The sequence below is a fragment of the Paraburkholderia sp. J76 genome (assembly GCF_905220295.1).
In the GTDB taxonomy this organism is placed as follows: domain Bacteria; phylum Pseudomonadota; class Gammaproteobacteria; order Burkholderiales; family Burkholderiaceae; genus Paraburkholderia.
The window spans coordinates 371,835-396,207 of sequence record NZ_CAJMZJ010000005.1 but is presented as its reverse complement, the minus strand read 5'-3'; the positions used below and the strand labels follow the sequence as shown (position 1 = coordinate 396,207).

Genomic DNA, 24,373 nt, shown 5'->3' with positions numbered 1-24,373 from the left:
AGCGATGCGCGCCTTTTTCATCGGCGCTCGCATCCCGGCGCCTTTCACAGCGAAGGCGCATTCACCCGCCGCAGATAATCGGCGAGCCGCCGGCCGCTCACATCGGGAAAGGGTTCGAGCACTTCCACGCTTTGCATGCGCGCGATGTTGAAGTTGCGGAAGTCGCCGCGCATTTCGCACCAGGCGCCCACGGTCCACTGCGCGCCCCAGTACACGAGCCCGAGCGGCCAGACCCGCCGCTGCGTTTGCGCGCCGATGCGGTCGCAGTACGCGAAGCGCACGACGAGCCGCGTGTCGACGGCGCGATGCAGCGCGTCGAGTTTGTCCGAGAACGCGTGATCCATGTGGTACGCGGGCGCGAACACGGCCAGCCGCTCCAGCACGGCGCGCTTTTCGGCGGGCATTGCCGCCGCGATCTTCGCGAGCGCGCCCCGTGCGCCGCTCGCGAGCGCGGCGCCGCCCCACGATTCGGCCATGCGCGCGCCCACGGCGAGCGCCGTGAGTTCGTCGGCGGTGAAAGTGAGCGGTGGCAGGCTCGCCGTGCGCGCGAGCCGGTAGCCAATGCCCGCTTCGCCCTCGATCGGCACGCCGGAGAGTTGCAGATCGCGCACGTCGCGATAAACGGTGCGCGGCGAAACTTCGAGCCAATCGGCCAGTTGCTGCGCGGTGGTGAGACGGCGGCCGCGCAGCAGTTCGGCGATGCGAAAAAGGCGGTCGGCGCGGCGGGTCATGGATGGGCGGTCGCGAAGGCGGGCACGGTGACGGGACAAGCACAGATGATAGCGCCGGGCACGCGGCGCCCGGCAGCGATCAACCGAGCTTGGGCGCGTGCAGACCGACGCGGTTGCCTTCGGTATCCATGAAGAAGCCGATGTAGCCAAAGTTGTTCGGCAACTCGAGCGTCGGCCCTAGCTGCTTGCCACCGGCTCTCTCCACGCGGTCGAGCACCGCCGTGACCGAGGGCTGCGCGTTCAGATACACGAGCACGCCCTTCGGGTCGGGTTTCGCATCGTGCGGATTGAACACGATGCACCCGCCGGTGTCGGTATCGGTGTGAGCGAATAGCGCCATCGGCACGCCGCCGAACACTTCGCGTTGCAGCGCGGTGTCCAGGGCGGTTTCGTAGAAACGGGCGGCACGCTCCAGGTCGTGCGCGGGAATTTCGAACCACGAGATCACACGGGACAGATCGGTAGGCACGATGCGCTCCTCGAAGGCAACTGCGGACGGTGAATGGCGGCAGCCGGGCGGCGGCGGCCTCGCCGGATGGCGTAGAAGCAGTGTGCCTGGGGGCTGCTGACAGCGTGTTGTCAGCAGGTTTGACGCAGCGCGCCGCGCGATCAGCGGCGGTCGTTTCGAATCTTTTCGAGAGAGACTTCGACGCGGCTCTGCTGTAATCGAGGGGTTCGAAATCCCCGCACCCGCATGTCTCCCACCGTTTCCATCATCACGCCCACGGGCAATCGCGAAGCTTTTCTGCCGGCTATCTGGCGCTGCATCCAGCGTCAGCGCGTGGCCTGGGAATGGCTCATCCTCGACGACAGCCCGCAGCCGAGCGCCTTCCTGAGCGCGCTCGCGAAGTCCGACGCGCGCGTGCGCTACTACTGGTCGAAAACGCGCATGTCGATCGGGGCCAAGCGCAACGTGCTCGTGAACCATGCGCGCGGCGCGCTGATCGCCCACTTCGACGACGACGACCACTACGCCTCGCACTATCTCGCGGGCATGGTGAAGATGCTGGAGGAGAACGGCGCGGATCTCATGAAGCTCGCGACGTTCTGGATGTACGCGCCGCACACGCAGTTCTTCGGCTACATGGACCTGAACGCACGCGTGGGGCTGCACTATGTGCTGACCGGCAATAGCGTCGCGACGGTCGAGTTCCACGACAAGATGAAGATCGGCGCGGACTTCATCCTCTTCTACGGGTTTTCATACGTGTATCGCAAGGCGCTGTTTAACGAGGCGCGCTTCGACGATATCGACCTGAGCGAAGACGAGAGCTTTATCCGCCGTATTGTCGAAGCGGGCCGCAAGGTGCTTGCCGCCGACGACACGCAGGCGAGCTGCCTGCATCTCATCCACCCGGCTTCCACCTCGCGCTGCTTTTCGCGCTATTCGATGCCGGCGTTCACGTTGCAGAAGATGTTTCCGGAGTACGAAGGATATCCGCTGCCCGTCGATGCGGTGACCCAGGGCTGAGCCACGCGCGGCGCGCACGGCAGGGAAAACGTCACCTGTCGTGCGTGTTTGCGAACGTCGGCCGCTCAGTTGCGCGCAGTTGCACTTAGTTGCACTTAGTTGGCGTCGTCGTTGCCGGTGGCGGGGTTCGCGCCGCCGCTGGCGGGACGCTGGCGCACGCTGCCGGAGATCAGGTCGAAGCGGAACAGGCGGCATTCGAGCGCGCCGTTGTAGAGCGGCGTTTTGGCGGCTTCGCGCAGGCGCAACTGGCCCGGCAGCTTGCGGTCCGAGGTGAGGACGAAGGCGCGCCAGCCCGTGAAGCGCTGCTTGAGCGCGTCGCCGAGCGCCTGGAAGAACTCGGCGTCGGGTGCCTCGTCCTTGGCGCGGCGAAAGCCTTCACCGCTTGCGCCATCGTCGTCGCCGCGCAGTTCCCGCGCTGTTGGGCGCGCCTCGCCGCGCGCATTGCGGCCGCGCACCTCGATACGCTCGCCATACGGCGGATTCGCCACAAGAATGCCGGGCGCGGCCCCGGGCGGCGTCATGTTGCGCGCGTCGAGCTGCTTGAGCGTCACGGCGCCGAAGCCCGCGCGCTTGAAGTTCGCGCGCGCCTTTTCCAGCATGACGTCGGAGATGTCGCTGCCGTAAATCAGCAGATCGCCGGTCTTGCTTTGCGCGAGATTGCGCGCCGTGTTCGCCTCGCTCTTGAGGTGGCGCCAGGCGCCCATGTCGGCCTGCTTGAGCGACTCGAAGCCGAAGCGGCGATCGAGCCCCGGCGCGATGTCGAGCGCGACTTGCGCCGCTTCCGCGAGGAAGGTGCCGCTGCCGCACATCGGGTCGTAGAGCGGCGTGCCGGGCGTCCAGCCCGTGAGGCGCAGGATGCCCGCGGCGAGGTTCTCGCGCAGCGGGGCGGCGCCCTTGTCCAGACGCCAGCCGCGCTTGAAGAGCGGCTCGCCCGAGGTGTCGAGATAGAGCGTGCACTCGTTCGCCGTGAGGAATGCGAACACACGCACGTCGGGATACGCGGTATCGACGCTCGGACGCGCGCCCGCCTTGTCGCGCATGCGGTCGCAAATAGCGTCCTTCACGCGCAGCGTGGCGAATTCGAGGCTGCGCAGCGGCGACTTGATCGCGGTGATGTCGATGCGGATCGTCTCGTTCGCCGAGAACCACTTCTCCCACTGCTGCTCGCGCGCGAGTGTGTAGATGTCCTGTTCGCTGCGGTACGGGCGCTGGGCGATCTTCAGGAGCACGCGGCTCGCAATGCGCGAATGGAGGTTGGCGGCGATGCCGCCGGCCCAGTTGCCGCGGAAGTGCACGCCGCCGGGCACCTCGGCGCCGACCTGGAGGGCACCGGGCGGGAGGCGCCGTTGCGCGGTTTCGGCCAGTTCGGCGGCGAGCACGGCTTCGAGGCCGCGCGGGCAAGGGGCAAAGAAATCGAAAGACATGAAGGAGGATGGGACGCTGCGGGGAAGGCGCTATTGTACGCGGCTTGCGGGAGCGGCCGGACGTGCATGCCGCGTATGGACGAGAGGACCGCTCAATGCCCGTATCTCGCTGCAATTTGCCTCGTCGCCCGCCCCGCGTCGGAAGCCCTGGGTGCCGCTCTTTTTATTGGATCCGGATCAGGCCGCAGGACTTCATTGGGGACAACAACCTCTGCTCACCCCCCAACGGCATCCATCTGCGGACAAGCAACACCCGGCGCCGGCGTCGCGCGCGCATTACCCTTCGCGCCATTCGCCGCCACGCTCGCGCGTGGGGCCGCCGCGAGCGCGCGCACGCCGCTCGCGATCGACTGCGAGAGCGCCTCGACCGCTTGCCGGTGGCCGACGACGAGCGCGTCGTAGCCGTCACCCACCTTCTCGTTGAGCACGCTTCGGCAGGTCAGGACCGTTTGCGTGTCGAGCGCCCGTACGCTCCACACGGCGTCGAGAAGCGCATGCGAGCCCGGCCACGACTCGAAGCGCTGCACGTTCACGCTCACGCGGTACACGGGGATACCCTCGGGATGCGGCGAACCGTACACGTCGATGGTGCCGAGCTGCTGCGTGAGGTCGCCCGAAAGTGCGCGGCGGATTTCGTCGCCCGGCATCGAAGCCCAGCGTTCCTGCTCGAGCACGCGCACCTGGTTGGCGTCGGTTTGCACGACCATCTGGGCCTTGGCGACCTGCGGCGGCACATCCACGGGCGCCAGCTCGATCAGCCACCGTGCATTGCCCGCCGCGGGCGCGGCCGCGGTGCGCGCCGTGTCGTCGGTCGGGCTGAGCGTGTAGAACCGGCTGGCGGGCGAACTGCAGCCCGCGAGCGCGGCGGCAACGAGAAGCGCGCCGAGCGTGGCAAGGGCGGGGACGCGTCGGAACGTCATGGCTTGTCTCCAGATTTGCCGCGCAGCAGCGATTCGGGATGGCGCTCCAGGTAGTCGGAGAGCGCGTTGAGCGATTGCAGCGTGCGCGTGAGTTCCTGCATCGCCTGGTGCACGTCGGACTGCAGCGGCGAATCCTGCTGCAGCGTGGACTGCGCGGCGTTGAAGGTCTTCTGCGCCTGGTCGAGCGTGCCTTGCAGTTGCGGAAGGATCTGGTCGTTCACCTTGCCGAACAACTGGTTGGCGTTCTTGAGCGATTCGTTCAGGTTGTTGCCGATCTTGTCGAACGGAATCTGATTGAGCTTCTTCGTGATGTCCGCCACTTGCTGCTGCAGCTCCTCGAGCGAATTCGGCACCGTGGGCAGTTCCATCGGCTCCTGTTCGAGGTTGGCCTTCGCCGGACCCGCCTTCGGGAAGATGTCGAGCGCGATATAAAGCTGGCCCGTGATCAGGTTGCCGGTGCGCAACTGGCCGCGCAGGCCGCGGTCGACAAGCCGTTTGAGCAGGTCGTGGCTCTGCGGCGTGTACGGCGCGGGTGTCTCGCCGCGCACGCGGCGCGAGAGCCGCAGCGGGTACAGGTCGATCGTCACCGGCATGGTGAAGTTGTGATCCTTCGGGTTGTACTCGATGCCGATGTCGGTCACCTGGCCGAGCACGATGCCGCGGAAGTCCACGGGCGCGCCCACCGAAAGGCCGCGCAGCGACTGGTTGAAGTACATCACGACGCGCACCGGCGCGCCGTCCGGCTCGCGCATCGCTTCGCTTTCGTCCGAGGCGAGCGCGAACGTAGCGGTGTCGGGGGCTTGCGGGCCCATCGACTGCCCGGGCGGCGCCTGGAAGGCGAGGCCGCCCACCACGATCGTGGCGAGCGACTGCGTGTTGACCTTGATGCCGTTCGAATCGAGTTGCACGTTCACGCCGCTCGCGTGCCACCAGCGCGTATTGGTGCCCACGTACTGGTCGAAGGGCGCGCTCACGAATACCTGCACCGTCACGCCGGTGCCGTCCTTGTCGAGCGAATAGCCCGTCACCTGGCCCACCTGAATGCGCCGGTAGAAGATCGGCGTGCCGATGTCGAGCGAGCCGAGCGTCGCGCTATGGAGCGTGTAGCGATGCCCCTTCTCGTCGATGGTCACGGCAGGCGGCGCTTCCAGCCCGACGAAATCGCTTTGCGATTCCTGCGAGCGGCCCGCGTCCGCGCCGATATACGAGCCCGAGAGCAGCGTGGTGAGGCCCGAGACGCCGCTTGCGCCCACGCGCGGGCGCACGACCCAGAAACGGCTGTCCTTCACGGCGAATCGTTCGGCGTCCTTGGTCAGCTCGACGGTGGCGATCACGTGCGAAAGGTTGGGCGAGAGCTTGACCGCGCGCACCGAGCCGATGTCCACGTCCTTGTACTTGACCTTGGTCTTGCCGGGCTCGAGCCCTTCGGCGCTCACGAAGCTGATGGTAATGGTCGGGCCGCGCGTGGCGACCGACTTCACGACGAGCGCCACGCCGATGAGCGCCGCGATGATCGGCACGATCCAGACGAGCGAGGGCAGCCAGCGCCGCGGCTTGACGATCTCCGGCTCCGGCAGGCTGGGCGGGGTCGGTCCTTTCGGACTATTCATGGGGTTGATCCTGTGTGTGTTGCGCAGGTTTGTGTTTGTCTTCGTCCACTGGATCCCAGATCAAGCGTGGATCGAACTGCATCGAGGCGATCATCGTAAGGATCACGACCGAGCCGAACGCGATCGCGCCGGGGCCCGCCGTGATGACCGCAAGCGACTGGAAGCGTACCAGCGCCACGGTTAGCGTGACAACGAACACGTCGAGCATCGACCAGCGCCCGATGAATTCGACGAGCCGGTAAAGCTTCGTGCGCTCGACGGGCCGCCATGTCGAACCGCGCTGCGAGGTGAACGCCAGCAGCGCGAGCACCGAGAGCTTGAGCATGGGCACGAGAATGCTCGCGATGAAAACGATTACGGCGAGCGGCCAGTCCCCCGAGGTCCAGAAGTAGACCACACCGCTCATGATGGTGTCGTCCTCGTCGCCGACGAGCGAGGCCGTATGCATGACCGGCAGCAAATTCGCGGGGATGTAGAGCAGCGCCGCGGCAATGAGGAGCGCCCACGTGCGTATGATGCTGTCCGGATTGCGCTCGTGTACGGGCGAGCCGCAGCGCGCGCAGCGAACGTGCTGGCGCGCGCGCTCATGGGGCTGCACGTGCCCGCAGGCGTGGCAGGAGACGTAGCCGGCGTCGGTGGCGGTCTGGTATTTCATCGTGGCCCCTTCGGGAGCGGGCGGCCGCGCGGCGGCGCCGGGTCGGGCGCGCTGGCGCCGGGCTCGCGGATCTCGGGCTCGGCGAGCGGATGAGCGGATGCCGGCGCGGGCGCGGGCGGCACCGGCGCGGGCGGGCGCGGCGCGGGTGGCCCGCTGAAACCGGCTGGTCCGTCTGCCTGCCCCTGCGGACCCGCGCCGCCCTCGCGCGCCGCGCGGGCGGCGTCGCGCAGGCTGTCGGCGATGTCCCAGAGCGTGCGCGCATCGAACGTGACGACGACGGTGAACATGAGCGTGAGCGCGCCGAAGGCGAAGAGTGCCGTTTCGGGAATCACGCGGGCGAGGCTCACCATTTTCACGATGGTGATGAGCACGCCCAGCATGAACACCTCGAGCATGCCCCAGGGCCGCACGAACTGGATGGCGCGCAGCACGTGGTCGAAGCCCGGCGGAATGAAGCCGCGCCGCACCGGCAGCAGGACGTAGAGCAGCGCCACCATCTCCGTGAGCGGAAAGAGGATGGTTGCGCAGAACACGATCAGCGCGATGACCTGCATGTCCTCGTGCCATAGCACCACGAGGGCGCCGAACAGACTCGACTCGGTAGTGATACCGTTCGCATCGAGTTCGATGATCGGGAACGACTGGGCGATGATGAACGTGACGAGCGCCGCGACCGTGATGGCGCAGATGCGGTCGAGCTGCGTCGCGGCGCTGCTGTAGAGCGTGGCGCCGCAGCGCGAGCAGCGCGCGCTCTGGCGGCCGAGCAGCCGCGGTTTGCGGTAGAGCGCGTCGCAATCGTGACACGCGATGAGTTTGTCCTGGGCCATGCGGGCAGGTGACGCAAAACGACGTGAACGAAAGGACGTGCGGCGGTGGCGCGCATGTCGGAAAGGTGCAAATAACGTCTCGCGCCATGTTACCAAACGCGCCCGGCGGCGTGCCGGAACTGGCCCGCAGGCCGCTGGCGGGTGGGGCTCGCCAGCGGCCGCCCGTATCCGCGGAGGTTTGCCGCGGATGTTTGCCATCACCTGAATTGGATTATCTTTCGACATGGGCACGGAAATGGCTACGGGCCGTGGCCAAGGCAATCCTCGAAGCAAAACTACACAATCAAGGCGAGCGATCATGGAAGCATTGTCGAAGCGGATTCGTTCTTACGGGTGGCGCCCGGCGGCCGGGGCCGTCGCGGTGTGGGCCGGCGCCGCCGCGGCGTTGCTTTCGGGCGGCGGCGCCCACGCGCAGCTCGATGCGGCGAAGAGCACGATCGTCGCCGTTTCGCGCCAGATGAACGTGCCGGTCCAGGGCGGCTTCACGAAGTTCGACGCGCAAATCGACTTCGATCCCGCAAAGCCTTCGGGCGGCAATGCGAAGATCACGGTCGACACGGGCAGCTATGATCTGGGCGACGCGACCTACAACGATTCGGTGCGCGGTCCCGAATGGTTCGATGCGAAGGCGTTCCCGCAGGCAACCTTCGTCTCGACCGCGATCGCGCCCACCGGCACGAACCAGTACAGCGTGAGCGGCAAACTCACGATCAAGGGGCGCACGCAGACCGTGGCCGTTCCTGTCGTGCTCACTCAGCAGGCCGGGACGCAGACCTTCGACGGCACGCTGCCCATCCACCGCCTGGCGTTCGACATCGGCACCGGCCAGTGGAAGGACACCTCGATCGTCGCCGACGAAGTGCTGATCAAATTTCATATCGTCGTCGCGCACAAGTAGATCGACGGCTTTGAGGAGATGCCTTTGAACAAGCTCGCATTGATGGCCGCCGCGGCTGCCGTGTCACTCGCAGCCCAGTTGGCGCACGCCGCCGCCGATACTTACCAGCTCGATCCGAATCACACGTTTCCGAGCTTCGTGGCCGACCACTTCGGCGGCCTTTCCACGTGGCGCGGCAAGTTCACGAAGACCACAGGCACGGTCACGCTGGACCGCGCCGCGAAAACGGGCACCGTGGACGTGACGATCGACCCGGCCTCGATCCAGACCGGCAATCCGCAGCTCGACCAGCATCTGCAGGGCGACGACTTTTTCGATGTCGCGAAGTATCCCACCGCGACCTACAAGGGCACGCGCATCGTCTTCGACGGCGACACGCCCAGGGAGGTAATCGGCGAGCTTACGCTGCGTGGCGTGACGCGGCCGCTCAAGCTCGAGATCGAATCGTTCAAGTGCATGCAGCACCCCATGCTCAAACGCGAAGTGTGCGGCGTGGAGGCCGAGGGCGCTTTCAACCGCGACGACTTCGGCATGGATTCGGGCAAACAGTACGGCTTCAAGATGAAGACCACGCTGCATATCCAGGCCGAAGGCATCAAGCAGTAGCGAGGACAGGCCGTTGCGCATGCACGAAAAAAAAGCCGGTTCGCGAGAACCGGCTTTTTGGCTGGAGCGCAGCCTAGACCTGCGCGCCCGCGTTCGGATCGTTCGGATCGTACTTTTCCTTCTTGTCCTTGACGAGATCCTCGCGCTTCACGCCGAGCCACATCGCGAGCGCCGCCGCGACGAACACCGACGAGTAGATGCCGAACAGGATACCCACCGTCAGCGCCAGTGCGAAGTAATGCAGCGTCGGGCCGCCGAAGAAGAACATCGAGAGCACCATCATTTCCGTACAGCCGTGGGTGATGATGGTTCGCGACATCGTGCTCGTGATCGCGTGGTTGATGACTTCGGTGACGCTCATCTTGCGCTCGCGCCGGAACGTCTCGCGAATCCGGTCGAAGATAACGACCGACTCGTTCACCGAGTAGCCGAGCACCGCGAGCACCGCCGCGAGCACCGAGAGCGAGAATTCCCACTGGAAGAACGCGAAGAAGCCCAGGATGATCACGACGTCGTGCAGGTTCGCGATTACGCCGGCCACGGCGTACTTCCACTCGAAGCGGAACGACAGGTAGATGATGATGCCCGCCACCACGCACGCGAGCGCGAGCAGGCCGTCGGTGGCGAGTTCCTTGCCGACCTGCGGGCCGACGAATTCCACGCGCTGCAACTGCACCTGCGGGTCGGCCGCCTTGAGCGTGGCCATCACCTGGTCGCTCTGCTGCGCCGAGGAGAGGCCCTGCTTGAGCGGCAGGCGGATCAGCACGTCGCGCGAGGTGCCGAAGTTCTGCACCTGGGCGTCGCCGTAGCCGATCTTCGTGAGCGAATCGCGCAGCGGTTCGAGCGGCACCGCCTGCGGGTACTGCACTTCGATGACCGTGCCGCCCGTGAATTCGATCGACAGATGCAGACCGCGGTGGAAGAGGAAGAACACCGCCGCAATGAAGGTAATGAACGAGATCGCGTTGAAGATCAACGCGTGCTTCATGAACGGGATGTCTTTGCGGATGCGGAAAAATTCCATGTTCTTGACTCCGTATCAGCGGGACGAGCCGGTGTTGTTGCCCGAGCCGCCGGGGCCGCCCTGGGCGTCGCGGCGGCGCACGACCGGCTTGGCGCGCGCGGCTCCCTTCGCGCCGGCTTTCGCCGCTTCGCGCCGGGGCGCGCTGGTGGTGGCCGCGACCGCGCGGCCCGTGTCCGTGCCGGCATCGGCGCCGGCGAGCGCGGGCGTGCCTTCATCGGGTTCCGGACGCCACACCTGACCCACCGCGAGCGACTTGAGCTTCTTCTTGCCGCCGTACCAGAGGTTCACGAGACCGCGCGAGAAGAACACGGCCGAGAACATCGACGTGAGAATGCCGATACAGTGCACGATCGCAAAGCCGCGCACCGGGCCCGAACCGAACGCGAGCAGCGCGAGACCGGCGATGAGCGTGGTCACGTTCGAGTCGAGAATGGTCGCCCAGGCGTGCGCGTAGCCGTTCTGGATGGCCAGTTGCGGCGGCGCGCCGTGGCGCAGTTCCTCGCGCACGCGCTCGTTGATGAGCACGTTCGCGTCGATGGCCATACCGAGCGCCAGCGCGATAGCCGCGATGCCCGGCAGCGTGAGCGTGGCCTGCAGCATGGAGAGCACGGCCACGAGCAGCAGCAGGTTCACCGAAAGGCCGATCATCGAGATCGCGCCGAACAGCATGTAGTACGCGATCATGAACACGGCGATGGCGGCGAAGCCGTAGATCACCGAATCGAAACCCTTGCGAATGTTGTCCGCGCCGAGGCTCGGGCCAACCGTGCGTTCCTCGATGATCTCCATCGGCGCGGCGAGCGAGCCCGCGCGCAGCAGCAGCGCGAGGTCGGCGGCGGCCTGCGGCGTGGGCTGGCCCGTGATCTGGAAGCGGTCGCCCAGTTCCGACTGGATGGTCGCCACCGTCAGCACTTCGCCCTTGCCCTTTTCGAACAGCACCATCGCCATCGGCTTGCCGATGTTGTCGCGCGAGACGGCGCGCACGGCGCGCCCGCCCGCCGAGTCGAGGCGGATGTTGACCGACGGACGCTGATGCTCGTCAAAGCCCGCCGACGCGTCGATGATGCGGTCGCCCGTGAAGATCACCTGCTTGCGCAGCAGCACCGGCGCGGCGTTGCCTTGCGTGAAGAGTTCGTCGCCCGGCGGCACCGGCGCGTTCACGTCCGGATGCAGGCCCATCGGGTCGGCCAGACGCGCTTCGAGCGTCGCCGTGCGGCCGATGATGTCCTTCGCCTTCGCGGTGTCCTGCACGCCCGGCAGTTCGACCACGATACGGTCGTCGCCTTGCTGCTGGATCACGGGCTCGGCCACGCCAAGCTCGTTCACGCGGTTATGCAGCGTCTGGATGTTCTGCTTGAGCGCGGCTTGCTGAACGGCGGTCTTCACGGCCGGCGTGAACGTGCCGACGAGCTGCACGCCGCCTTCAGGATTGTTCTGCGAGGCCCACTGCAGCTCGGTGATGCCGCCCGAGCCCGAAAGCAGCTTGCGCGCCTGTTCGGCCGTGTCGGCGTCGGCGAAATTGACGACCACCGACTGATTCACGCGGTTCACGCCGCCGTCGCGGATGTTCTTGTCGCGCAGGAGCGTTCGCACGTCCGAAGCGTCGGAGTCGAGCTTCTTGTTGAGCGCGCCGTTCATGTCGACCTGGAGCAGGAAGTGCACGCCGCCGCGCAGGTCGAGGCCGAGATACATCGGCAGCGCATGCAGGCCGCTCAGCCAGCGCGGCGAGGCGCTCTGCAGGTTCAGCGCGACGATGTACTGCGGATCGGTCGGGTCGGCGTTCAGCGCCTTGTTGAGCGCGTCTTTCAGGCGCAGTTGCGTGTCCGTGTCGGCGACGCGCACGCGGATGTTCGCGTTCATCGACGAGTTGTCGAACGTGACGTCGGTCGCGTGGATGTTGTTCGCGGCGACTGCGGCTTCGACCTGGGCGAGCGTGCCCGAGTCGAGCTTGACGGTGGCCTTGCCGCTCGACACCTGGACCGCGGGCGCTTCGCCGAAGAAATTGGGCAATGTGTACACGAAGCCGATGACGAGCGCCACCAGCATCACGACATATTTCCAGAGGGGATAACGGTTCATTGGTTGACCCAACGGGGGAGGGGAAAGGCCTTGAGCGCTGCGCGCGCGGCCCGTACTGGCATTGACGTTTTCTGGTCAGTGGCTGCGAGGGCGGGCCGGGCGTGCGAGGCCGTTCTTTCGGAGGCAACGGCCTCGATGACTCCGTGAAGCTTTACAGCGACTTGATCGTGCCCTTCGGCAGGATGGTCGTAACCGACGACTTCTGCACGGTAACTTCCGTGGTGTCGGAGATTTCAACGCCCACGTAGGCTTCGCTGACCTTCGTCACCTTGCCAACGATACCGCCGCTGATGATGACTTCGTCGCCCTTGGCCATGGCCGCGAGCATGTTGCGATGTTCCTTCTGACGCTTCATCTGCGGACGGATCATGATGAAGTACAGCACGGCGAACATCAGGATGAGGGGCAGGAAGCTCATGAGGCTCGATTCGGCACCACCTGCTGCACCGCCTTGCGCGAAGGCATTGGAAATAAACGACACGTTGGTCTCTCCGTTTTTTACGATCAAAAAGCGAGCCGGTTATTCTACCACCGGCATTCATCACGACGATGACGCAAAATAGGCTTTGCGATCAAGTGCTTATCTCGAATCCCGCCCCGGCGCGGCGTGCGCGTGCGGGAAAACCAAGGCGGTTCGAGCGGACCGCATGCCGCATCCGCGTCATTTGTTGCGAAAGGTTATTGTAATGTCTGGCGGCGGCCCTCAGTCCACGCCGCGCGCGCGCTGTTCGGCGAAACGCTGGCGGAACGCCGCGAACGTCTTCGTTTCGATGGCTGCGCGCATCTCGCCCATCAATTCCAGGTAGTAGTGCAGGTTGTGGATCGTGTTGAGCTGCGCGCCGAGGATTTCGCCCACGCGGTGCAGGTGATGCAGGTAGCCGCGCGTGAAGTGGCGGCACGTGTAGCAGCCGCATTGTTCGTCGAGCGGGCGCAGCGAATTGCGGTGCGTGGCGTTGCGGATCTTGATGTCGCCGAAACGCGTGAAGATCCAGCCGTTGCGCGCATTGCGCGTGGGCATCACGCAATCGAACATGTCGACGCCCGCGGCCACGCCCGCCACCAGGTCTTCCGGCGTGCCCACGCCCATCAGGTAATGCGGCTTGTCGGCGGGCAGCTTCGGCGCGATGTGCTCGAGCACGCGCATCATGTCTTCCTTCGGCTCGCCCACCGAAAGGCCGCCGATCGCGTAGCCGTGGAACGGCATCTGCGAAAGACCGGCCAGCGACTCGTCGCGCAGATCCTCGAACATGCCGCCCTGCACGATGCCGAACAGTGCGTTCGGGTTGCCGAGGCGGTTGAATTCGTCGATCGAGCGCTGCGCCCAGCGCATCGACATGCGCATGGAATCGGCGGCTTCCTTGTGCGTGGTCGGCACGCCGTTGGTCGCGTAGGGCGTGCATTCGTCGAACTGCATGACGATGTCCGAATTCAGCACCTTCTGGATCTGCATCGATACTTCGGGCGAGAGGAACAGCTTGTCGCCGTTCACGGGCGAGGCGAAGCGCACGCCGTCCTCCGAAATCTTGCGCAGGTCGCCGAGCGAGAACACCTGGAAGCCGCCCGAATCGGTGAGGATCGGCCGGTTCCAGCCCATGAAGCGGTGCAGGCCGCCGTGCGCCTCGATCGTTTCCAGACCCGGGCGCAGCCACAGGTGGAAGGTGTTGCCGAGAATGATCTGCGCCTTCATCTCTTCGAGTTCGCGCGGCTGCGTGGCCTTCACGGTGCCGTAGGTGCCAACGGGCATGAAGATCGGCGTTTCGACCACACCGTGGTTCAGCGTGACGCGGCCGCGCCGCGCGAGGCCGTCGGTGCCGAGCAGCTCGAATTTCAGGCCATTTTGCGGGCGTTCGCCCACGAGTTGACCCAAATAAGCACCATGTTCGGCGCGTGCGTTGTTTTGATGACCGTCGGTCATGCGATGGACTCCTGTGCAACCGGAAGACAGTCCGGCGCAGATGGTAAAACGCCGCCGCGCGTTTTTTGCCTTCGCGCTGCGGCTTGAGGGAAATTGTTGAGCGTTATCTGTCGAGCGCGTTATCGGTGCGCGTGAGCAGCATCGCATCGCCGTAACTGAAGAAGCGATAGCGCTCCTGAATGGCATGGCGATAAGCCGCGCGAATCGTTTCGATGCCGGCAAACGCCGACACCAGCATCAGCAGCGTCGACTTCGGCAGATGGAAGTTCGTCACCAGCCGATCGACCACCCGGAATTGGTACCCAGGCGTGATGAAGATATCCGTTTCCGCCTGCGTCGCCGCGAGCGAGCGGCCTTCGCGGTCGGCGTCGCGCGCGGCGGCTTCGAGCGCGCGCATCGAGGTCGTGCCCACGGCGATCACGCGGCCGCCGCGCGCACGCGTGGCCGCGATCTTGTCGACGAGCGATTGCGGCAATTCGTACCACTCGCTATGCATCTTGTGCTCGGCGATGTTCTCCACGCGCACCGGCTGGAACGTGCCCGCGCCCACGTGCAGCGTGAGCGTCGCGCGCTCCACGCCTTGGGCGTCGAGTTTCGCGAGCAGGGCGTCGTCGAAGTGCAGGCCCGCCGTGGGCGCGGCCACCGCGCCCGGGTTCTGCGCGAACACCGTTTGATAGCGCGTTTCGTCGCTCGCGTCGGCGTCGTGCGTGATGTAGGGCGGCAGCGGCAAGCGGCCGTGCTGCTCGATCAGCGTGAGGCAGTCGTCGGGGAAATGCAGCGTGTAGAACTGATCGACGCGCTCGCCCACCGTCACGTCGAACGCATCGGCGAGGCGCAGCACCGTGCCGGGGCCCGGGCTCTTGCTCGCGCGAATCTGCGCGAGCGCCGTGCGCGCGCCGGTCAGGCGCTCCACGAGCACTTCGATCTTGCCGCCGCTGGCCTTCTGGCCGAAGAAACGCGCCTTCAGCACCTTGGTATCGTTGAAGACGAGCAGATCGCCCGGCGCGACGCACCCGGGCAGATCGGAAAAGCGGCGATCGCTCAGATGCGCGGGTCGCGCGCTGTTGTCGACCTCCAGCAGACGGCTCGCGCTGCGCTCGGGCAGGGCGGTTTGCGCGATCAGTTCCTCGGGGAGGTCGAAATCGAAATCGGAAAGCTTGAACATGCGGCCTGAAGTAACGGAAATGCGCCGGAGGCCCGGCGCGCGGCGGCTTCGCGGGGCCGAACCGCCGAACGGTTGCGCCCCAAAAAGCGGCTGCAATGGCCGTTCGTGCGTGACGAACGGCTATGATTGCGGGACATGCGCGATAACGATGCTTGCGATGCGCCCGAAGGCAAAGGCCGTCGCGCTGCACGCGCCGCGCCATGCCGGAAAGCCGATATTGTACTTGCGAAGCTGCCCATGCCCCCATCCGTTAGCCGATTGATGTCCGAACCCGATTCCGCGAGCGAAGCGCCCGACGGCGCGCGCACGCGGCAACCGGAGGCGGCGCAAGAGGCCGCGCCGCCCGCGCGCAAACGCGCCGCGAAGAAGGCCGCAGACAAGGCCGCAGAAAAGGCCGCAGAAAAAGCCGCAGAAAAAGCCGCCGCCAAAGACAAGCCCAAGCTCACCAAAACCGCCGACCGCCTCGCGAGGCTCGGCCTGCGCAGCGACATCGATCTCGTGCTGCATCTGCCGATGCGTTACGAGGACGAAACCACGCTCACGCCCATCGGCGAACTGCTGCCGGGCGGCGTCGCGCAAACCGAAGGCGTGGTGTTCGACAACGAGATCGCCTACCGTCCGCGCCGCCAGCTTCTCGTGAAGCTGCAGGATCACAACGGCGACGAGTTGCATCTGCGCTTCCTGAACTTCTACGGCTCGCAGGTCGCGCAGATGGCGATCGGCAAGCGCCTGCGCGTGCGCGGCGACGTGCGCGGCGGCTTCTTCGGCATGGAGATGGTGCATCCCGCGGTGAAGGTCGTGGAAGGCGACGCGCCGCTGCCGCAGGCGCTCACGCCGGTGTATCCGTCCACGGCGGGCGTGAGCCAGGCGTATCTGCGCAAGGCGATCGACAACGCCCTTTCGCGCGCGCATCTGCCCGAATTGCTGCCCGAGACCGTGGCGCACGAATTCATGGCGCCGCTGAACGTGCCGCCGCTCATGGACGCCGTGAAGACGCTGCACCATCCACCCGTGAACGCCGACGAGCACGAACTCATCGACGGCACGCATCCCGCGTGGACGCGCATCAAGTTCGAGGAACTGCTCGCGCAGCAACTCTCTCTCAAGCGCGCGCACGAGGAGCGCCGCACGCGCGCCGCTCCCGCCATGGCGCGGCACGTGGCGGGGCGCAGGAGCGAAGAGACGCTGCTTGCGCGTCTGCGCGGCGCGCTGCCGTTCACGCTGACGGGCGCGCAGGAGCGCGTGGTGGCCGAAATCGCGCACGATCTCGAACAGCCGCACCCGATGCAGCGCTTGCTGCAAGGCGACGTGGGCAGCGGCAAGACCGTGGTCGCGGCGCTCGCCGCCGCGCAAGCCATCGACGCGGGTTATCAGGCCGCGCTCATGGCGCCCACCGAAATTCTCGCGGAACAGCACGCGCGCAAGCTGCGCGGCTGGCTCGAGCCGCTCGGCGTGCAGGTGGCATGGCTCGCGGGCAGTCTCAAGGCGAAGGAAAAGCGCGCGGCGCTCGAAGCCGCGGCGCTCGGCACGGCGCAACTCGTGATCGGCACGCACGCGATCATTCAGGAGGCCGTGGAATTCGCGCGCCTCGGTCTCGTGATCGTCGACGAGCAGCATCGCTTCGGCGTAGAGCAGCGGCTCGCGCTGCGCGCCAAGGCGCAGAACGCGCGCCGGGTCAACCCTTCGCCGGATCAGGCGCACCGCGAGTTCCAGCCGCATCAACTGATGATGTCGGCCACGCCCATTCCGCGCACGCTCGCCATGACGTACTACGCGGACCTCGACGTCTCCACCATCGACGAGTTGCCGCCCGGCCGCACGCCGATCCTCACGAAGCTCGTTTCCGACGCGCGCCGCGAGGAAGTGATTGCCCGCGTGCGCGCGGCGGCGCTCACGGGTCGTCAGGTGTACTGGGTATGTCCGCTGATCGAGGAAAGCGAGACGCTGCAACTGCAAACGGCCGTCGAGACTTACGAAACGCTCGTGGCCGCGCTGCCGGAACTCACCGTGGGCCTCGTGCATGGCCGCCTGTCTTCCACGGACAAGGCCGCCGTCATGGATGCGTTCTCGCGCAACGAAGTGCAACTGCTCGTGGCGACGACGGTGATCGAAGTGGGCGTGGACGTACCCAACGCCTCGCTGATGGTGATCGAGCACGCCGAGCGCTTTGGCCTCGCGCAGCTTCACCAGTTGCGCGGGCGCGTGGGGCGAGGCACCGCCGCATCGGTGTGCGTGCTGCTCTACACGGGGCCCTTGTCGTTCACGGGCCGCGCGCGCCTGCAAACCATGCGCGAAACGACGGATGGCTTCGAGATCGCGCGCAAGGACCTCGAAATCCGCGGCCCCGGCGAATTCCTGGGGGCGCGTCAATCAGGGGCGGCGATGCTGCGCTTCGCGAACCTCGAAAACGACGCCTGGCTGATCGAACCCGCGCGCGGCGCCGCCGATCGTCTGCTGCACGAGTTTCCGCTCGTCGTCACGCAGCATCTGAACCGCTGGCTCGGCGCGCGCGAACAGTACCTGAAAGCGTAAAAAGCTATTACGCGGAACCTGCGGACACCTGCGCCGTCTGACCCTTTTGCACTGATCACGCCCCGCATAGGGGCGCTGATTATTGGCGAATCCGCGCCATAGGTGTATAACTACAAGCTATTGATTCACCTTTTTTGATTGGTCCCCGAATGACGCTCACTGAACTGAAATACATTGTCGCGGTAGCCCGGGAGCGCCATTTCGGACGCGCGGCGGAAGCCTGCTTCGTGAGCCAGCCGACGCTTTCGGTCGCCATCAAGAAGCTCGAAGACGAACTGAACGTGCAGATCTTCGAGCGCGGCACGAGCGAGGTGAGCGTGACGCCCATCGGCGAGCAGATCGTCACGCAAGCGCAGCGCGTGCTCGAACAAACGCTCGCGATCAAGGAAATCGCCAAGCAGGGCAAGGACCCGCTGGTCGGGCCGCTGCGCCTCGGCGTGATCTACACGATCGGGCCGTACCTGCTGCCCACGCTCGTCAAGCAGATGATCAAGCGCGTGCCGCAAATGCCGCTCATGCTGCAGGAGAACTACACGCTCAAGCTCATCGAGCTGCTCAAGCAGGGCGAAATCGACGTGGCGATCATGGCGCTGCCGTTCCCCGAAACGGGCCTCACGCTGCGCCCGCTCTACGACGAGCCCTTCGTCGTGGCGCTGCCTTCGGGCCACGCGTGGGAACAGCGGCCGAAAATCGACCCGGACGACCTCAAGCAGGAAACCATGCTGCTGCTCGGCAGCGGCCATTGCTTCCGCGATCACGTGCTGGGCGTGTGCCCGGAACTGATGCGCTTCTCGCAGAACGCCGACGGTATCCAGAAGACCTTCGAAGGCTCGTCGCTGGAAACCATTCGCCATATGGTCGCGAGCGGCGTGGGCATTACCGTGCTGCCCCGCATGTCGGTGACCGAGGTGAAGCCGCACGCGGGCGGCGTCGATTCCGGGCTGCTGTCCTACGTGCCATTCGACGAACCCGTGCCGGACCGCCGCGTGGTGCTCGCGTGGCGCAAGAGTTTCACGCGCATGCCGGCGATCGAGGCGATTGTCGACGCGATTCACGCGTGCGAGTTGCCCGGCGTGAAGAAGATCGAGGCGCCTGCCGAGGCGGCCTGACGTACACCGCGCCGCGCGCTTCATGCCGCGCGGCGCGGTTCTCTCCTTGGCGCGGCGTCGTTCGCGCCGCAATCCCCTGTTTATGTGACTTGCGACCCCAATAACCAGCGCCTATTCGATAGATTAAATAAATCAAATTATCGAGATAGATAGTTATTGTTAAAGTTTCCTCCAACCGATCCCAAACGGAAACCTGGAGGAAGCCATGCAAACCCCTCACTCGAACACACCCGTAACCAGCGCCCCGGCCCGCGCCCATTCCGGCCTTCGCACCGTGTGTTTCTCGCTGCTGGTCGACCGCGCGCTGTCCGCCTGAAGGACTCGCGCCGCCGTACCGCGGATTTCCCGCATTCAGAACACACACGCAAACAAGAAAGGAATCCAGCATGACCGACCGTACTCTCACCACGGCAGCCGGCGCACCCGTCGTCGATAACCAGAATTCGCTCACCGCAGGTCCGCGCGGCCCCGTGATGCTGCAGGACGTGTGGCTGCTCGAAAAGCTCGCGCACTTCGACCGCGAAGTGATTCCCGAGCGCCGCGTGCACGCGAAGGGCTCGGGTGCGTTCGGCACGCTCAAGGTCACGCACGACATCTCGCGCTACACGAAGGCCAAAGTGTTCGGTGAAGTCGGCAAGGAAACGCCGCTCTTCATCCGCTTTTCGACGGTGGCGGGCGAGCGCGGCGCGGCCGATGCCGAGCGCGACGTGCGCGGCTTCTCGATCAAGTTCTACACGGAAGAGGGCAACTGGGACATCGTCGGCAACAACACGCCGGTGTTCTTCATTCGCGATCCGCTCAAGTTCCCGGACTTCATCCACACGCAAAAGCGCGACCCGCGCACCAACATGCGCAGCAACATGGCGGCGTGGGACTTCTGGTCGCGGCATCCCGAGTCGCTGCATCAGGTGACGATCCTCATGAGCGATCGCGGCATTCCGAAGAACTATCGCCAGCAACACGGTTTTGGCTCGCACACCTTCTCGTTCATCAACGCGAACAACGAGCGCTTCTACGTGAAGTTTCATTTCAAGTCGGCGCAGGGCGTGGAGAATTTCAGCGATGCAGAAGCGGCGCAGGTGATTGCTCAGGATCGCGAATCGGCGCAGCGCGATCTCTTCAACGAGATCGAGAAGGGCAATTTCCCGAAGTGGCATTTCCGCGTTCAGGTGATGCCGGAGGCCGATGCCGCGAAGGTGCCGTACAACCCGTTCGACATCACGAAGGTGTGGCCACACAAGGACTATCCGCTGATCGACGTGGGCACGATCGAGCTGAACCGCAATCCGGAGAATTATTTCGCCGATGTCGAGCAGGCCGCTTTCACGCCCGCGAACGTGGTGCCGGGTATCGGCTTCTCGCCTGATCGCTTGTTGCAGGGACGTTTGTTCTCCTATGGCGACACGCAGCGCTACCGGCTTGGCGTGAACCATCATCAGATTCCGGTGAATGCGCCGCGTTGCCCGTTCCACGCGTTTCATCGCGACGGCGCCATGCGCACCGACGGCAACCTGGGCGGTAACGTGAACTACGAGCCAAGCCGCTTCGGCGACTTCGCGCAGCGTCGCGAGGCCGGTGAGCCGCCGCTCGCCGCGGGTGCGGTCGATCACTACGATCACCGCGAGGACGACGACTACTACAGCCAGCCGGGCGCGCTGTTCCGGCTGTTCGATGCGGGCCAGCGCGAGCGGCTCTTCGCGAACATCGCGCGGCACATCGACGGCGTGCCCGCGGAGATCGTGGAGCGGCAGATCGAACACTTCCGCCGCGCCGACCCGGCGTATGCGCAAGGCGTGATCGACGCGATCGCGAAGCTCGCGAGGTAGCACTGGAGGCGCGGTGTGTTGTCACACCACCGGGACGACCGGCCGCGCCTGAAGCCTCACTAAACGGTAACGCTCAAGGAGCACGATCATGACCCGAACGATGACGATGACCCTCAAGACCATGGGCGCGGACGATGGTGCCGGCACTGCCGCCACGATGGCGCGCACGCGCGCGGACGGTACGCAGATCGTGCGCCGCGTGGTGGGCTTCGCGATTTTTGCGAGCGGCTTCGTGGCGATCGCCACGCAAATCTTCGCTCACCTGGCGGGGCGCTGAACGAGGCAGGCACGCTGACGGAACGCTGCGGGCCAGTAGGGCCGGATGCGCCGGGTTTCCGGCGTTTCCAGGCTACACTGCGCGACAGGATCCCGGATCACAACGAGCACGCGTAATCTCACTGCTACAAAAGGAGTCGTCATGGTGAAAAAAGCAACCGTACAGCACGTGAATATCGGCATCAGCGACAAGGATCGCAAGAAGATCGCCGATGGTCTTTCGCGCCTGCTCGCGGACACCTACACGCTGTATCTGAAGACGCACAACTTCCACTGGAACGTCACGGGCCCGATGTTCAACACGCTGCACCTGATGTTCGAAGGGCAGTACAACGAACTCGCGCTGGCCGTGGATGCGATCGCCGAGCGCATTCGCGCGCTGGGCGTGCATGCGCCGGGCAGCTACAAGGAGTTCGCGAAGCTCTCGTCGATCCCCGAAGCGGACGGTGTGCCGGCCGCCGAAGACATGATCCGCCAACTGGTGGAAGGTCAGGAAGCCGTGGTGCGCACCGCGCGCGCGATTTTCCCGTCGACGGAAGCGGCCAACGACGAGCCGACCGCCGACCTGCTCACGCAACGCATGCAGACGCACGAAAAGACCGCGTGGATGCTGCGCTCGCTGCTGGCTTGATAACCAGCACGATGAAAGTGAAAGGCCCGCCGGATGTCCGGCGGGCCTTTGTTTTTACGTGGACGCGGCGTGCGGCAACGCTGGCGGCGACGGGCCGCCGCCCTGGCCTACCGCCCTGGCCTACAATAGCGGCATCGCTTTTCCCGCCTCGATCATGTTCGCCCGACTCCCGCTTTATTTGCGCCTCGTCCGCATGGACAAGCCGATCGGCAGCCTGCTGCTGCTGTGGCCGACGCTCAACGCGCTGTGGATCGCCTCGGACGGCCATCCGCCGCTTTCGCTGCTGGTCATCTTCACGGTCGGCACCGTGCTGATGCGCTCGGCGGGCTGCGCGATCAACGACTACGCCGACCGCGACTTCGACCGCCACGTGAAGCGCACGGCCGAGCGTCCCATCACCTCGGGCCGCATTCGCGCCTGGGAAGCGGTGGCAATTGCCGCCGGCCTCGCGCTCGTGTCGTTCCTGCTGATCCTGCCGCTCAATGCGCTCACGAAGCAGCTTTCGGTCGTGGCGCTGTTCGTGGCGGCGTCGTATCCGTTCACCAAGCGCTTTTTCGCGATTCCGCAGGCGTACCTGGGCATTGCGTTCGGTTTCGGCATTCCCATGGCGTTCGCCGCCGTGCAGGATCACGTGCCGGCGCTCGCGTGGATCATGCTGGCCGCGAACGTGTTCTGGTCCGTGGCCTACGACACCGAATACGCCATGGTCGATCGCGACGACGACATCAAGATCGGCATTCGCACCTCGGCGCTCACGTTCGGCCGGTTCGACGTGCTCGCCATCATGCTCTGCTATGCAGTCACGCTCGGCATTTACGTGTGGGTGGGCGTGACGCTGGGTTTCGGCTGGCTCTACTGGCTCGGCTGGGCGGCTGCGGTGGGCTGCGCGATTTACCACTACACGCTGATCAAGGACCGCGAGCGCATGCCCTGCTTCGCCGCCTTCCGCCACAACAACTGGTTGGGCGGCGTGCTGTTCGTGGGCATCGCAGCCCATTACGCCGTCGCGGGACTCTAGGGCCGGAGCGGCTTCATCCGAAAGAGCGCCGGGTGCACGACACACCCGGCGCTTTTTTTGTGGATGCTGCGGCCGGCTTACTGCTTGCCGAATTCCTCGCCCATTTCTTTCGCACGCGCATCGGCCGCGAGCGCGCCCTTGACGATGGCGGCCTTCACGCCCGATGCGTCGAACGACGCGAGCGCGGCGGCAGTCGTGCCGCCCTTTGAGGTCACGCGCTCGCGCAACACGGCGGGCGGCTCGTCAGACTGGAGCGCGAGTTGCGCCGCGCCCGCGAACGTGGCGATGGCGAGCGCTCGGCCTTGCTGCTCGTCCATGCCGAGCTGGCGCGCCGCTTCTTCGAGCGCTTCGATGAAATAGAACACGTAGGCCGGCCCGCTGCCCGAGACGCCCGTGACCGCGTCGATTTTCGCTTCGTCGTCGAACCACACCGTTTGGCCGACCGCGCCGAGCACGTCCGAGGCAAGCTGGCGGCCCGCCGCGTCCACGCCGCTGCTCGCGACGAGACCCGTTGCGCCCATGCCGATCAGCGCGGGCGTGTTCGGCATCGTGCGCACGACGCGCGCATGGCCGTTCAGCCAGCGCGACAGGTCGTCGATGCGAATGCCGGCCATGATGCTGATGACGACTTGCTGCGCGCCGAGGTGCGGGGCGATGCCAACGGCCACGGCCTTGGCGATTTGCGGCTTCACGGCGATCAGCACCGCGTCGTACGACGCGAGCGTGGCGTCGGCCGCCGCGCCGGTGCGCACGCCGAACTGTTCGGCGGTGCGCTTGCGGGCTTCCTCGTTCGGATCGATCGCATAGAGGTTGTCGGCGGAAACACCCTTGCGGATCAGGCCGCCGATGAGTGCGGCGGCCATGTTGCCGCCGCCGATGAAGGCAATTTTCATGGTGAGGGAGTGGTTCAGTGAATCAGTGAGAATAGTCGCGCGCGCCGAAAATCGCGGTGCCCACGCGCACGATCGTCGCGCCTTCGAGCACCGCCGCTTCGAGGTCGGCCGACATGCCCATGGAGAGCGTGTCGAGCGCGAGGCCTTCGGCGCGCAGCGAGTCGAAGAGGTCGCGTAGCCGGCGGTGCGGCGCGCGTTGCGCCTCGAGCGAGCTTTCCGGCTCGGGGATCGACATGAGCCCGCGCAGCCGCAGATTGGGCAGGGCGGCGATCTGTCTTGCGACTTGCTGCGCTTCTTGCGGGGTGACGCCGCTCTTGCTGGCCTCGCCGCTCACGTTGACCTGGAGGCAGACGTTGAGCGGCGCCATGCCGGCGGGGCGTTGCGACGAAAGGCGTTCGGCAATCTTCAGCCGATCGACCGAATGCACCCAGTCGAAACGCTCCGCTACGGGCCGCGTCTTGTTCGATTGGAGCGGCCCGATGAAATGCCATTCGATGCTCGCGCGCAGGTCGGCGAGCACCTCGATCTTGTCCACGGATTCCTGCACGTAGTTCTCGCCGAACGCCCGCTGGCCGGCGGCGTGAGCGGCGCGCACGTCCTGCGCGGGAAACGTTTTCGACACCGCGAGCAACGCCACGCCTTGCGGGTCGCGACCGGCGTTGCGGGCGGCGGCCGCGATGCGCTCGCGGACAGCTTCGAGATTATGGGAGAGATCGGTCATCGGGCGTGAAGGCTGGCGCGCGTTTGGCCTGTTCAGCCCGCG

The 24,373-nt window shown here is 65.7% G+C and carries 23 protein-coding genes; 9 read left to right on the top strand and 14 right to left on the bottom strand.

The genetic code is table 11. From position 1 onward, the window contains the following. Positions 1 to 44 precede the first annotated feature (44 nt). Positions 45 to 731 carry a YafY family protein gene (locus U5768_RS12955; RefSeq protein WP_322030793.1) on the bottom strand — a complete coding sequence of 229 codons (687 nt, stop codon included), beginning with the start codon at positions 729 to 731 and terminating at the stop codon, positions 45 to 47. Positions 732 to 810: 79 nt separating this feature from the next. Further along, on the bottom strand, positions 811 to 1,200 hold the full coding sequence (locus tag U5768_RS12950) for a VOC family protein (protein ID WP_322030792.1): 390 nt from the start codon (positions 1,198 to 1,200) through the stop codon (positions 811 to 813). Positions 1,201 to 1,425: 225 nt separating this feature from the next. Between U5768_RS12950 and U5768_RS12945 the strand changes: the two genes are divergently transcribed. After that, a complete protein-coding gene (locus U5768_RS12945) occupies positions 1,426 to 2,202 on the top strand; it encodes a glycosyltransferase family 2 protein (RefSeq protein WP_322030791.1) in 777 nt (258 codons plus the stop codon). Positions 2,203 to 2,297: 95 nt separating this feature from the next. On the opposite strand, the gene U5768_RS12940 is transcribed toward U5768_RS12945, so the two are convergent. The 5 genes from U5768_RS12940 to U5768_RS12920 all read right to left on the bottom strand — a co-directional run bounded on the left by U5768_RS12940 (position 2,298) and on the right by U5768_RS12920 (position 7,638). Further along, entirely contained in the window at positions 2,298 to 3,626 is a 1,329-nt protein-coding gene (locus U5768_RS12940; protein ID WP_322030790.1) for a class I SAM-dependent RNA methyltransferase, read from the bottom strand. Positions 3,627 to 3,841: 215 nt separating this feature from the next. Beyond that, positions 3,842 to 4,546, bottom strand: a complete 705-nt coding sequence (locus U5768_RS12935) for a PqiC family protein (RefSeq protein WP_322030789.1) — start codon at positions 4,544 to 4,546, stop codon at positions 3,842 to 3,844. Next, positions 4,543 to 6,156 (bottom strand): intermembrane transport protein PqiB, encoded by a 1,614-nt coding sequence (locus U5768_RS12930; RefSeq protein ID WP_322030788.1) that lies wholly within the window; start codon positions 6,154 to 6,156, stop codon positions 4,543 to 4,545. Before U5768_RS12930 ends, U5768_RS12935 begins: the two co-directional genes overlap by 4 nt. Continuing rightward, positions 6,149 to 6,811 carry a paraquat-inducible protein A gene (locus U5768_RS12925; protein ID WP_322030787.1) on the bottom strand — a complete coding sequence of 221 codons (663 nt, stop codon included), beginning with the start codon at positions 6,809 to 6,811 and terminating at the stop codon, positions 6,149 to 6,151. Before U5768_RS12925 ends, U5768_RS12930 begins: the two co-directional genes overlap by 8 nt. Then, positions 6,808 to 7,638, bottom strand: coding sequence for a paraquat-inducible protein A (locus U5768_RS12920; protein ID WP_322030786.1), 831 nt, complete (start codon positions 7,636 to 7,638; stop codon positions 6,808 to 6,810). The genes U5768_RS12925 and U5768_RS12920 overlap by 4 nt, the downstream gene beginning before the upstream one ends. 298 nt (positions 7,639 to 7,936) lie before the next feature. On the opposite strand from U5768_RS12920, the gene U5768_RS12915 reads away from it, so the two are divergent. Beyond that, complete coding sequence (locus U5768_RS12915; protein ID WP_322030785.1) at positions 7,937 to 8,536, top strand: YceI family protein; 600 nt, start codon at positions 7,937 to 7,939, stop codon at positions 8,534 to 8,536. A gap of 42 nt (positions 8,537 to 8,578) precedes the next feature. After that, complete coding sequence (locus tag U5768_RS12910; protein ID WP_322030845.1) at positions 8,579 to 9,142, top strand: YceI family protein; 564 nt, start codon at positions 8,579 to 8,581, stop codon at positions 9,140 to 9,142. 73 nt (positions 9,143 to 9,215) lie between these two features. On the opposite strand, the gene secF is transcribed toward U5768_RS12910, so the two are convergent. From secF to queA, 5 genes are all read right to left on the bottom strand, one after another. Further along, the gene (gene secF, locus U5768_RS12905) at positions 9,216 to 10,166 is read right to left on the bottom strand and encodes a protein translocase subunit SecF (RefSeq protein WP_322030784.1); all 951 of its coding nucleotides are present in this window, start codon (positions 10,164 to 10,166) and stop codon (positions 9,216 to 9,218) included. A 15-nt stretch (positions 10,167 to 10,181) separates the two neighbouring features. Next, positions 10,182 to 12,245, bottom strand: coding sequence for a protein translocase subunit SecD (gene secD / locus U5768_RS12900; RefSeq protein ID WP_322030783.1), 2,064 nt, complete (start codon positions 12,243 to 12,245; stop codon positions 10,182 to 10,184). A 151-nt stretch (positions 12,246 to 12,396) separates the two neighbouring features. Then, complete coding sequence (gene yajC, locus U5768_RS12895; RefSeq protein ID WP_322030782.1) at positions 12,397 to 12,726, bottom strand: preprotein translocase subunit YajC; 330 nt, start codon at positions 12,724 to 12,726, stop codon at positions 12,397 to 12,399. Between the two features lie 222 nt (positions 12,727 to 12,948). Then, positions 12,949 to 14,160, bottom strand: a complete 1,212-nt coding sequence (tgt, locus tag U5768_RS12890) for a tRNA guanosine(34) transglycosylase Tgt (protein ID WP_322030781.1) — start codon at positions 14,158 to 14,160, stop codon at positions 12,949 to 12,951. 103 nt (positions 14,161 to 14,263) lie between these two features. Next, positions 14,264 to 15,325, bottom strand: a complete 1,062-nt coding sequence (gene queA, locus U5768_RS12885; RefSeq protein ID WP_322030780.1) for a tRNA preQ1(34) S-adenosylmethionine ribosyltransferase-isomerase QueA — start codon at positions 15,323 to 15,325, stop codon at positions 14,264 to 14,266. 135 nt (positions 15,326 to 15,460) lie between these two features. Between queA and recG the strand changes: the two genes are divergently transcribed. From recG to ubiA, 6 genes are all read left to right on the top strand, one after another. Next, positions 15,461 to 17,857 (top strand): ATP-dependent DNA helicase RecG, encoded by a 2,397-nt coding sequence (gene recG, locus U5768_RS12880; RefSeq protein ID WP_415913891.1) that lies wholly within the window; start codon positions 15,461 to 15,463, stop codon positions 17,855 to 17,857. 149 nt (positions 17,858 to 18,006) lie between these two features. Next, positions 18,007 to 18,966, top strand: a complete 960-nt coding sequence (locus U5768_RS12875) for a hydrogen peroxide-inducible genes activator (RefSeq protein ID WP_069268466.1) — start codon at positions 18,007 to 18,009, stop codon at positions 18,964 to 18,966. 386 nt (positions 18,967 to 19,352) lie between these two features. Beyond that, the gene (locus U5768_RS12870) at positions 19,353 to 20,792 is read left to right on the top strand and encodes a catalase (protein WP_322030778.1); all 1,440 of its coding nucleotides are present in this window, start codon (positions 19,353 to 19,355) and stop codon (positions 20,790 to 20,792) included. Positions 20,793 to 20,880: 88 nt separating this feature from the next. After that, complete coding sequence (locus U5768_RS12865) at positions 20,881 to 21,069, top strand: hypothetical protein (RefSeq protein ID WP_322030777.1); 189 nt, start codon at positions 20,881 to 20,883, stop codon at positions 21,067 to 21,069. A 141-nt stretch (positions 21,070 to 21,210) separates the two neighbouring features. After that, positions 21,211 to 21,699, top strand: coding sequence for a Dps family protein (locus U5768_RS12860; RefSeq protein ID WP_322030776.1), 489 nt, complete (start codon positions 21,211 to 21,213; stop codon positions 21,697 to 21,699). A 154-nt stretch (positions 21,700 to 21,853) separates the two neighbouring features. Further along, complete coding sequence (gene ubiA / locus U5768_RS12855; RefSeq protein WP_322030775.1) at positions 21,854 to 22,717, top strand: 4-hydroxybenzoate octaprenyltransferase; 864 nt, start codon at positions 21,854 to 21,856, stop codon at positions 22,715 to 22,717. A gap of 77 nt (positions 22,718 to 22,794) precedes the next feature. Here the strand turns inward: ubiA and proC are convergent, their stop codons facing one another. Together proC and U5768_RS12845 are read right to left on the bottom strand one after the other, a co-directional pair. Beyond that, complete coding sequence (gene proC, locus U5768_RS12850; RefSeq protein ID WP_322030774.1) at positions 22,795 to 23,610, bottom strand: pyrroline-5-carboxylate reductase; 816 nt, start codon at positions 23,608 to 23,610, stop codon at positions 22,795 to 22,797. Between the two features lie 22 nt (positions 23,611 to 23,632). Then, entirely contained in the window at positions 23,633 to 24,331 is a 699-nt protein-coding gene (locus U5768_RS12845; protein ID WP_322030773.1) for a YggS family pyridoxal phosphate-dependent enzyme, read from the bottom strand. Between the last annotated feature and the right edge of the window lie 42 nt (positions 24,332 to 24,373).

Excerpts from the sequence above, each read along its gene's own strand:
- queA (WP_322030780.1), bottom strand. The coding sequence starts at position 15,325 with ATGTTCAAGCTTTCCGATTTCGATTTCGACCTCCCCGAGGAACTGATC.
- U5768_RS12925 (WP_322030787.1), bottom strand. The coding sequence starts at position 6,811 with ATGAAATACCAGACCGCCACCGACGCCGGCTACGTCTCCTGCCACGCC.
- secD (WP_322030783.1), bottom strand. The coding sequence starts at position 12,245 with ATGAACCGTTATCCCCTCTGGAAATATGTCGTGATGCTGGTGGCGCTC.
- U5768_RS12955 (WP_322030793.1), bottom strand. The coding sequence starts at position 731 with ATGACCCGCCGCGCCGACCGCCTTTTTCGCATCGCCGAACTGCTGCGC.
- U5768_RS12910 (WP_322030845.1), top strand. The coding sequence starts at position 8,579 with ATGGCCGCCGCGGCTGCCGTGTCACTCGCAGCCCAGTTGGCGCACGCC.
- recG (WP_415913891.1), top strand. The coding sequence starts at position 15,461 with ATGCGCGATAACGATGCTTGCGATGCGCCCGAAGGCAAAGGCCGTCGC.
- U5768_RS12860 (WP_322030776.1), top strand. The coding sequence starts at position 21,211 with ATGGTGAAAAAAGCAACCGTACAGCACGTGAATATCGGCATCAGCGAC.
- proC (WP_322030774.1), bottom strand. The coding sequence starts at position 23,610 with ATGAAAATTGCCTTCATCGGCGGCGGCAACATGGCCGCCGCACTCATC.
- U5768_RS12915 (WP_322030785.1), top strand. The coding sequence starts at position 7,937 with ATGGAAGCATTGTCGAAGCGGATTCGTTCTTACGGGTGGCGCCCGGCG.
- U5768_RS12845 (WP_322030773.1), bottom strand. The coding sequence starts at position 24,331 with ATGACCGATCTCTCCCATAATCTCGAAGCTGTCCGCGAGCGCATCGCG.
- ubiA (WP_322030775.1), top strand. The coding sequence starts at position 21,854 with ATGTTCGCCCGACTCCCGCTTTATTTGCGCCTCGTCCGCATGGACAAG.
- U5768_RS12865 (WP_322030777.1), top strand. The coding sequence starts at position 20,881 with ATGACCCGAACGATGACGATGACCCTCAAGACCATGGGCGCGGACGAT.
- U5768_RS12935 (WP_322030789.1), bottom strand. The coding sequence starts at position 4,546 with ATGACGTTCCGACGCGTCCCCGCCCTTGCCACGCTCGGCGCGCTTCTC.
- U5768_RS12930 (WP_322030788.1), bottom strand. The coding sequence starts at position 6,156 with ATGAATAGTCCGAAAGGACCGACCCCGCCCAGCCTGCCGGAGCCGGAG.
- U5768_RS12870 (WP_322030778.1), top strand. The coding sequence starts at position 19,353 with ATGACCGACCGTACTCTCACCACGGCAGCCGGCGCACCCGTCGTCGAT.
- U5768_RS12920 (WP_322030786.1), bottom strand. The coding sequence starts at position 7,638 with ATGGCCCAGGACAAACTCATCGCGTGTCACGATTGCGACGCGCTCTAC.
- U5768_RS12875 (WP_069268466.1), top strand. The coding sequence starts at position 18,007 with ATGACGCTCACTGAACTGAAATACATTGTCGCGGTAGCCCGGGAGCGC.
- U5768_RS12945 (WP_322030791.1), top strand. The coding sequence starts at position 1,426 with ATGTCTCCCACCGTTTCCATCATCACGCCCACGGGCAATCGCGAAGCT.
- tgt (WP_322030781.1), bottom strand. The coding sequence starts at position 14,160 with ATGACCGACGGTCATCAAAACAACGCACGCGCCGAACATGGTGCTTAT.
- secF (WP_322030784.1), bottom strand. The coding sequence starts at position 10,166 with ATGGAATTTTTCCGCATCCGCAAAGACATCCCGTTCATGAAGCACGCG.
- U5768_RS12940 (WP_322030790.1), bottom strand. The coding sequence starts at position 3,626 with ATGTCTTTCGATTTCTTTGCCCCTTGCCCGCGCGGCCTCGAAGCCGTG.